This is a genomic window from Mesorhizobium amorphae, assembly GCF_014843845.1.
In the GTDB taxonomy this organism is placed as follows: domain Bacteria; phylum Pseudomonadota; class Alphaproteobacteria; order Rhizobiales; family Rhizobiaceae; genus Mesorhizobium; species Mesorhizobium amorphae_A.
Genome location: NZ_JHQS01000114.1, coordinates 1 through 8245 on the forward strand (window position 1 = coordinate 1; position 8245 = coordinate 8245).

Annotated in this window: 8 protein-coding genes and 1 pseudogene; 6 read left to right on the plus strand and 3 right to left on the minus strand. The window is 59.3% G+C overall.

The annotated features are described in order from the left end of the window. Positions 1-58: 58 nt before the first annotated feature. From DH08_RS30345 to DH08_RS36710, 3 genes and pseudogenes are all read right to left on the minus strand, one after another. Positions 59-661, minus strand: a pseudogene (locus DH08_RS30345) (IS630 family transposase); the annotation flags it as partial. 430 nt (positions 662-1091) lie between these two features. Further along, on the minus strand, positions 1092-1238 hold the full coding sequence (locus tag DH08_RS36705) for a diguanylate cyclase domain-containing protein (RefSeq protein WP_246801074.1): 147 nt from the start codon (positions 1236-1238) through the stop codon (positions 1092-1094). Continuing rightward, positions 1225-1674 (minus strand): GAF domain-containing protein, encoded by a 450-nt coding sequence (locus tag DH08_RS36710; RefSeq protein ID WP_246801076.1) that lies wholly within the window; start codon positions 1672-1674, stop codon positions 1225-1227. The genes DH08_RS36705 and DH08_RS36710 overlap by 14 nt, the downstream gene beginning before the upstream one ends. A gap of 641 nt (positions 1675-2315) precedes the next feature. On the opposite strand from DH08_RS36710, the gene DH08_RS30355 reads away from it, so the two are divergent. The 6 genes from DH08_RS30355 to DH08_RS30380 form a co-directional block, all read left to right on the plus strand. Continuing rightward, positions 2316-2813, plus strand: a complete 498-nt coding sequence (locus tag DH08_RS30355; RefSeq protein WP_192182928.1) for a Csu type fimbrial protein — start codon at positions 2316-2318, stop codon at positions 2811-2813. Between the two features lie 14 nt (positions 2814-2827). Next, on the plus strand, positions 2828-3532 hold the full coding sequence (locus DH08_RS30360; protein WP_192182929.1) for a fimbrial biogenesis chaperone: 705 nt from the start codon (positions 2828-2830) through the stop codon (positions 3530-3532). Further along, positions 3510-5939 carry a fimbria/pilus outer membrane usher protein gene (locus tag DH08_RS30365; RefSeq protein WP_192182930.1) on the plus strand — a complete coding sequence of 810 codons (2430 nt, stop codon included), beginning with the start codon at positions 3510-3512 and terminating at the stop codon, positions 5937-5939. The genes DH08_RS30360 and DH08_RS30365 overlap by 23 nt, the downstream gene beginning before the upstream one ends. Further along, entirely contained in the window at positions 5939-6385 is a 447-nt protein-coding gene (locus tag DH08_RS30370) for a Csu type fimbrial protein (RefSeq protein ID WP_192182931.1), read from the plus strand. The genes DH08_RS30365 and DH08_RS30370 overlap by 1 nt, the downstream gene beginning before the upstream one ends. Positions 6386-7025: 640 nt before the next feature. Then, positions 7026-7187 carry a hypothetical protein gene (locus tag DH08_RS30375; RefSeq protein WP_192182932.1) on the plus strand — a complete coding sequence of 54 codons (162 nt, stop codon included), beginning with the start codon at positions 7026-7028 and terminating at the stop codon, positions 7185-7187. Positions 7188-7294: 107 nt separating this feature from the next. Next, the coding region (locus DH08_RS30380) for a sensor domain-containing phosphodiesterase (protein ID WP_192182933.1) at positions 7295-8245 on the plus strand (951 nt) is incomplete at its 3' end.

The following is an 8245-nucleotide window of genomic DNA, read 5'->3' on the forward strand; positions in this document are numbered from 1 at the left end:
CGACGATCTTGATCTAGCCGACCTGTTGCAATCGGGCGGGGTCCATATACGTCCACATATGGGTCATGGTGCCGAGCCTACCCTTCTTCATGGGCAGGCCGGGCTGGGTGCGGTCGAGCGCCTGGATCTGGCTCTTCTCGTCGACCGACAGCACGATGGCGTGAGCCGGCGGATCAACATAGAGGCCGACGACGTTGCGCAGTTTGTCGACGAACTGCGGATCGTTGGAGAGCTTGAACTGGCGCCAGCGGTTGGGCTGCAGCCCGTGCGCCTTCCAGATGCGGCGCACCGCGCTGGCGCTGATGCCGGCCGCGGCCGCCATCATGTCGGCGGTCCAGTGCGTCGTCTCGCCAGGCGGGTCCTGCAACGTCAGTGCCACCACGCGCTCGGCGACTTCAGGTCCGAGTGGGGCAATGCGCGAGGGGCGCGTCTTGTCGCGCAACAGTCCCTCGAAGCCTTCCGCGGCGAAGCGCTCCTGCCAGCGCCACACGCAGGTCTTGGACTTACCAGTTTGCCGCATGATCTCGACGGTGCCCACGCCGTCGCTGCTCAACAGAATGATCTCGGCGCGCCAAACGTGCGGCGCATTGCGATCTCTGATCAGCGCGCCCAGACGCTGACGATCAATCGAAGAAACGGTGAGGAATATTCCTGTGCGCATGCGCCAGACTCGCATGCGCACTCACAAAAGAGAATCCCCAGCCGGACTCTTATGTCAGGCGTAAACCACTAGCGGCTACCGGTTCTTTGGCCGATGGACCGCCAAAGGCATACAGATCTCCCGCGAGCAGATCGCTTAGATTTGAGACAAACCGACAGTACATTCGACTTCCGTTAGCAAAGCGCCGGGGCGTAACACCTTGGTGTCCAGTTTGGATGGGAAAAATTCGGAAAAAGTAAACTTTCGCCTTCGTCCATAAGTGCCTTAATCATTGTCCAGTAACTGAGGAGCCGATGACCGGCCGCTCGTCGCGGTCTTGGCCGGGTTGAGCGCATAGTAGCCGCCGAATATCGCGCTCGTCACCCATCCCAGGACTCGATTCAGGAAGCAGCCGGCCAAGGCCGAGGGGAGCACACTAATTCTTAGTGTGTCATTTGACGAGCTTGAAATTGTCGAGGTCGGTGAACACCACCGTCACCCAACGCTCGTATCGCTGGGCGTATAGAAGAGCCTGCGAGACCCGGTCCTCGACCAAAGCGCGATTTGGAAGCCCTGTCAGCACATCACGGTCGGCCATGAAGTGGATCTGGTCTTCGGCCAGTTTGCGCTCGATAGCGATCTCGGCAATGCGCGTCGGGAAATCGATGAGGCGGGTCTCGCCCTCGGTTCGGTTCGCGCATCCTCATCGAATACATCGCAAAGACGCCCAGCACGGCGCCTTGATGGGACAGGATCGGGGTCGACCAGCAGGAACGACAGCCGTAGGCCGCCGCCACCTGGCGGTAGTCTTCCCAAAGCGGATCCTGCATGATGTCTGCGACGATGACTAGCTCCCGCCGATGAACGGCGGTGCCACATGACCCAACCTTGGGGCCGACGGCGATCCCGTCGATGGCAGTGGTATAGTCTTTCGCCAAGCTCGGCGCGCCGCCGTGCCGTAAATGGCTGCCGTCCTTGTCTAGCAGCAAGACCGAACCGAATATTCCCGTCAACTGGGCCTCGACGAGGCGCATGAGGTGGTCGCACATCTTCGAGCGGAGCGCTCATCGCGGTCATTTCCAAGATATGCGCCTCCATTACCAACCCGCGTGCCAGAGGCGAGAGCGAGCCGCCTGCCGGTGGCTGTCCGCAGGCTTGCTCCCTTGGCCGCCAGGATCGGCCCTGCCGCCACCCGAACCGCTTGAGGCATTCGGAAAGCATATCTTTTCATGATGAGATCGATCGCGGACGCGAAACGAGAAGGATGGTCGCCAGCAAGCAAGGCCGCGTTCGAAGCTTGACTGGATAGTGCCTTTATCCTCGGCCTGATCGAGGAGACGCCCGACCTCACCTGGCGGGAATTTGCCAAGAGGCCGTCGGCCCGTCTTGGGGTGGGGGCGTGGCTCTTCGTTCGAACGGTGTGGCTGTTCCTCGACAGGCGCGGCATCACGTTGGCGCATGCCGAACGACAGCGCCCCGACATCACGGTAGCCGGAAGCGTTACGTTAGACATTGCTAATCATCAATGGAGCCGCCCTAGATCATAATAATACCGATCAATTATTTACCAGACTTACAAGTAGCACTTCAAATTTACCAGTCGTTAATTCGAATCGGACATTCAAATGGGAGTGTCCGGATAATCCGGACATGAAAAGTCAGTGGAGAACCAGTGATGAGAAAATATTGCTTAATTGCCGCTGCGTCTGCGGCGGCATCGATGTCGACAGGGGCGTTTGCCGCGACGGCAACGACCACTTTCGGTGTTTCGGCGACGGTCGCGGCGGAATGCGTAATCAATTCCGCTTCCGCGCTCGCCTTCGGGACTATCGGTGCACTAGCGGCCAATGTCGATCAGACGAGTGCGATCAATGTGAAGTGCACCAACACGACGCCCTTCAACATCGGCCTTAACGCCGGCACAGCAACCGGCGCGACGGTTACCACTCGCGCGATGACTGGGGCAGGTGCCTCGCCGGCTACCCTATCCTATTCCCTCTATAGTGATTCAGGCCGGACGACAAATTGGGGCAACACTGTCGGCACCGATACCGTTGCCAGCACGGGTACTGGTTCTTCCCAGAGCTTTACCGTCTACGGCCGCATTCCGGCGCAGACGGCGCCAAAGCCGGACACGTACAACGACACGATCACGGTAACGGTCACATATTAGGGGTCTAAAGAGAAATGCGTCTTATTATCGCGAGCACTTTCGCGGTGCTGGCGGCGGCTTGGTCCGCCGCCGAAGCCGCCTCGCTCCGCGTCGCTCCTGTGGGGCTGGAGCTGGTCGCACCAAGTGCCGCCGCCACTCTCTCCCTGAGCAACGAGGAAAAGCGCCCGGTCAATGTGCAGATCCGGGTCTTTCGCTGGAGTCAGGTCAACGGCGCCGAACGGCTCGAACCGACATCGGATGTTGTGGCCAGTCCGCCCGCCACGGTGCTGAAAGGGGAAAGCAAGCTGCTTGTGCGCATCGCGCGTGTCTCGAAACGGCCGGTGTCAAAGGAGGAGAGCTACCGCGTTTTAATCGACCAACTGCCCGATCCGAGTCGGCGGGGCACGACGTCGGTCGCGCTGGTGATGCGCTACTCGATCCCGGTATTCTTTTCGCCGCCGGATCAAGCGCCGCCGGCGCTATCCTGGAGTATCAGGCGGAACGGCGGAAATCTGGAGGTGACGGCAAGCAATTCCGGTGGACGTCGGATTAGGCTGTCCGATCTCTCGCTCAGGAGCGGTTCTGGTAAGCCCACCCTGCTGGGCAAAGGGCTCGTCGGTTACGTTCTGGCGGGATCAGTCAAGACCTGGTCCTTCAATTTTGGACGCGTCGGCCGAACGGTGGCAGTCGAGGCTACAAGCGATGTTGGCCAGATCGATGCCAACGCATCTGTCCGCTAGCCGTGCGATCATTATTTTCGCGGCAGCCTGGTTTCTGCAGCCAGCCGGAGCACAGGAAGCTGGCAAGACTGATTTGGCGAAAGCGGCAGTCGTTAAGACCGATCGGGATCTGTATCTAGAGGTATTCATCAACGGCGAGCCCACGAATTTGATCGGCTCTTTCCGGCAGCGTGCGGACGGCACGTTCGCCGCGGCTCCGGAGGAACTGAAGGCGGTTGGTATCGCCCCCGACCCGCAGGCGATAGGCGCAGACGGACTGGTTTCGCTAGCCGGCCTCGCCGGCATGAGTTTCGAGTATGATGAAATGGCGCAGACAATTCGCTTCACCGCGGACGATTCGGCTCGCGCCGCTAAGGTTCTGAGCGCGAAGTCGCAGAGCGGGGCGGACGAGGACCGCCCTCCCGTCGAAGCCCGCTGGGGCGGTGTTCTGAATTACTCGCTGTTTGCTGCCGCTGTTACCGATACTGGCTCCACCGCCGATTTCCATCGGTTCCAAGGTCTTTCAGGGTCTTTCGATGCCCGCCTCGTCAGCCCGCTCGGCGTGCTCTCCAATTCTTTCATCGGGCGGTTCACACCGGATGCAGCATATCGATCTACCCGGCTGGATACGACATGGTCATATTCCGATCCGAACCGGCTCGTTACCTATCGCGTCGGCGATATGATTTCGGGAGGGCTGGCTTGGACAAGGCCGGTTCGGTTAGCTGGCGCGCAGGTGCAACGCAATTTCGGCCTCCGGTCCGACTTGGTTACCTTACCCCTCCCGACCTTCTCGGGCAGCGCTGCGGTGCCGTCGACTTTGGAGATATACACCAACAATACAAAAACCTATTCGGGCGAAGTACAGGCCGGGCCGTTTACGGTGACGGACATTCCGATCGTCACCGGTCCCGGCACGGCCCAGATTGTGGTGCGTGATGCCGAGGGTCGCGAAAGTACCGAGGAGGTTCAGTTTTACGTTTCCTCGAATCTGCTGCGCCCTGGCCTGCTCGACTTTTCGGCGGAAGTCGGCTATCCGCGTCGATCCTATGGTACGGGATCTTTCGATTACTATCACTCCCCGTTTGGCTCCTTCAGCCTGCGTTACGGCCTTCTGGACTCGCTCACGGGGGAAGCCCACTTCGAAGGCGGCAATGGCTTTGCCAATGGCGGCGCCGGCGCCAGTTGGGGCCTGGGTCGATGGGGTGTTGCATCTGCCGCCTTGGCGGCCAGTCACACCGAAGGCGCCGTCGGGGCGCAGGCGAGCGCATCTGTCGAATTGGATTTCGCTCACTTTTCGCTGTTCGGCCGCTTTCAACGGACCTTCGGAGATTACCAGGACATCGCATCCGTAACCGCCTTGATGCCGGAGGGCCAGCACAGCATCATCGATCCAAGGCCGCCCAAGGATTTGAAACAGATCGCCATCAGTGTTCCTCTGAAGTTCGATCCGACCTCGTTGCGCTTCAGCTACACCGAATTGACTGACGCGCGGGGTGAGAGACGGCGAGTCGGGAGCTTCTCGCTCGGCCGGCCACTGCCAGGCGGCGCGTCTATCCATGCCAATGCCTTTGCGGATCTCGACAGTCATAAAGGGTTCGGCGCCTTCATCGGTCTTTCCGTCCCTCTCGGCGGGGGGGTGACGGCGTCTTCGGACGCAACCCGGGAAGCGAGCGGCTATGCAGGCTATGCCGAGGTTGCGAAAACGGAATCGCTGGAGCCTGGCAGCATCGGCTGGCGCCTCAGGGGTTCGCTGGGCGACAATCTGAAAGCCGACGCGCAAGTGAGCTACCGCTCTTCTGCCGGACGCATCAAGGCTGACGTCGAAAGGGGAGAGAATGGTGTCCGCGCCTCGGCGGAGCTGGAAGGCGCCATTGCGGTTGCCGGCGGCGGAATTTTCATCACCAATCGCATTGATGATGCCTTCGCAGTTGTCGACGCGGGTGCGCCCGGCGTTGACGTGTTTTATGAAAACCGACTGGCGGGCAAGACCGGTCAGCGTGGTAGGCTCATCATTCCAAATCTACGATCCTTTGAGCCGAACAGCATTTCCATCGATCCGAAGAGCCTTCCGGTAGACGCTCAGATTGCGGCCACCTCCCATGTCGCCGTGCCGGGGGAGCATGCGGCTGTGGTGGTGGATTTCGGAATCTCCACGACGACGGCAACTGCACTGGTCAGCTTCCGCGACGAGAACGGAGACCCGCTGGCGGTTGGATCAGTGGGGAAGACCCCAGCAGGAGGCGAGGACTTCGTAGTCGGCTATGACGGAGAAGCCTATCTCCAGAATCTCGCGACTGAAAACCGAGTGACAATTGCCAAGCCTGATGGTGGCGTATGCCACGCGACATTTACCTATGAACGGCGGCCGGGTGAGCAGACCCGCATCGCAGGCGTTGCGTGCGTAACAACCGAGGAGACCCCATGATGCGCAAGTTTTTCTGGATCGTCCTTGTCTTGTCTTCAGCCGCTGCTCGAGACAGCGCCGCCCAGACGGTTAGCTGCTCTGTTTCAGCCTCCAGCGTGAGCTTCGGCACGATCGGAATTCTTGACACTGCCGTTGACTCCACTGGCGATCTCGCTGTGACTTGTACGTCTGGGGCGAGTTACACGGTGGGGCTCAATGGTGGACTGGCCAATGCCCAGCCGACAGCGCGGCTGATCAGCAATGGCGCCACCACCATAAGGTACGGATTGTACAAGGACGCCGCGCGGAGCCAGCCCTGGGGGGACGAAACCGTTCCTAACGGCACGCAGTCTGGCACCGGGACTGGGCAAGCGCAGTCCTTTACCATCTATGGACGTATTCCGGCGCAAATGTCCCCGATACCGGGAGTCTATACCGACACGATCATGGTGACCGTCACCTATTGAGAGGTCCCTTGGCGCAGCCGTTCGAGTGTTGCGTTGATGTCCAGCCGGATGACTTTTGAAGTTCAAGCGGTTCAATGAGATCAACCCGACGGGTACCGTCTTCGCCGTCCACGCCGCAGGTGTCATCCCAGCTGGGTTTCGCTGCTTCTCGGTCAGCTTGGCGAGTAGCCGGTATATATCATCGTTCATGACTTGCGGCAGCAAAGTATCGCGCGATGAGATTGGCCAAGCCGCGCCTCTGAATCGCCTGGTCGCTCGGCAACAATCTCTGCCCCACGATGGCTTCCGAACGAAACCGCCGGACGCGTGTAGTCGTTGCCGGGGTCCGGTCGGGGAATTTTTTGCGGTGCCAGTTGCGCGCACTTTTCCGGTTCCAGCCATTCGTCGGGTAGCCGGCAATGGACGCTCCGACTGCTGTTGCCTAGCTTCCACGGCCAAGCTGCGGTATCAGCCAGCATCCCATAGAGTCGCGACAACTCTATAAAGGTTAGGAGCGGCAACGGTCGCGGCTGTGTTCATCTGGAGCGCCGTGCCTTCCCGAAAATGAATAGGTCCGGCTTGCAGAATCGACATTGTCAAGCGGCCCGATGGCACCCCGGGCTTGGGGGCCGCGCCATTGGATGGGGGAGCGGACCCTCGCATGGCCTGGGTAGATGCTGAAGGCTGGCAAAGGATTAGGACAAATCAATCGCCTGCGCACAAAGCATTTGCCTTCATCGTTCTCATCCGCCTGCTCATCCCCGGGCTCGCAAAAGTTGATGTCACCCAATCCGAGCGGCTCTACGCTCTCACTTTCCATTGACTATCTGCACAAGACCTGGCGCGTCTGGCCTTTACTCAGATGAACACAAATAGTAAAAACTTCGGCAACGTATTCCTGGACCTTTTGGTTTTAGTGAAGCTTTTTCCATGCGAAACTTTGCCTTGGAACTCGCGGCAACGACGCTCCCTGATGCGCCTCCATCAGAAAACATTCCGGCGCAGATCGAAATGATCCTGAAAGCGGTCCGCCTCCATTTGGGAATGGACGTAGCATTCATATCAGAGGTCTCGGGCGGGAAAAGGCTCTTTCGTCACGTTGATGGAGACGGGCTGGTTCCTATCCGGGTAGGAGAGTCCGACCCGCTTTACAACGGCTATTGCGGGTATGTGCTCGATGGGAGCCTGCCGAAGCTCATACCAGACACGGCCAAAGTTGCGTTGGCGATGCAAATTCCAGCTACGTCACAACTCCCGGTAGGAGCGCACCTGAGCGTGCCGATTCGACTATCAAACGGGCTCGTTTATGGGACTTTCTGCTGCTTCAGCTACATGCGCGACCCGAGCCTTAATGAGCGCGATCTGAGTGTGATGGAGGCTTTCGCCGCGATTGCGGCTCAATTGCTCGAAAGCGATCTGGTCGCAGAACAACAGCGACAGAAAAAGATCGTGTCGATCGAGACGATGATCGATCAGGACCAACTCTCGATCGTATACCAGCCGATCTACCGGTTAAAGGACATCTCCTTAGCCGGTTTCGAGTGCCTCGCGCGTTTTTCAGCTTTGCCGTCACGCCCTCCAAACGAGTGGTTTTCAGATGCCGCCGAGGTTGGCCTCGGAACCAGGCTGGAATTTGCCGCGATACAGACGGCCTTGACCGCGCTTTCCTATCTGCCCACCGATATGTACTTGGGCGTCAACGCGTCGCCAGCGAACATTGCAAGTCCCGGGATGGCACAGCTTCTTGTTGACTTTCCAGTTGAGCGAATCATCGTGGAAATAACAGAGCATGATCTGATTTCCGATTATTCCTCTCTAGCCCGGCTTATTCATGACGCATCCTGGGTTTGTTTGCCGCTGATCGGTGGACAGGTGGCGTCG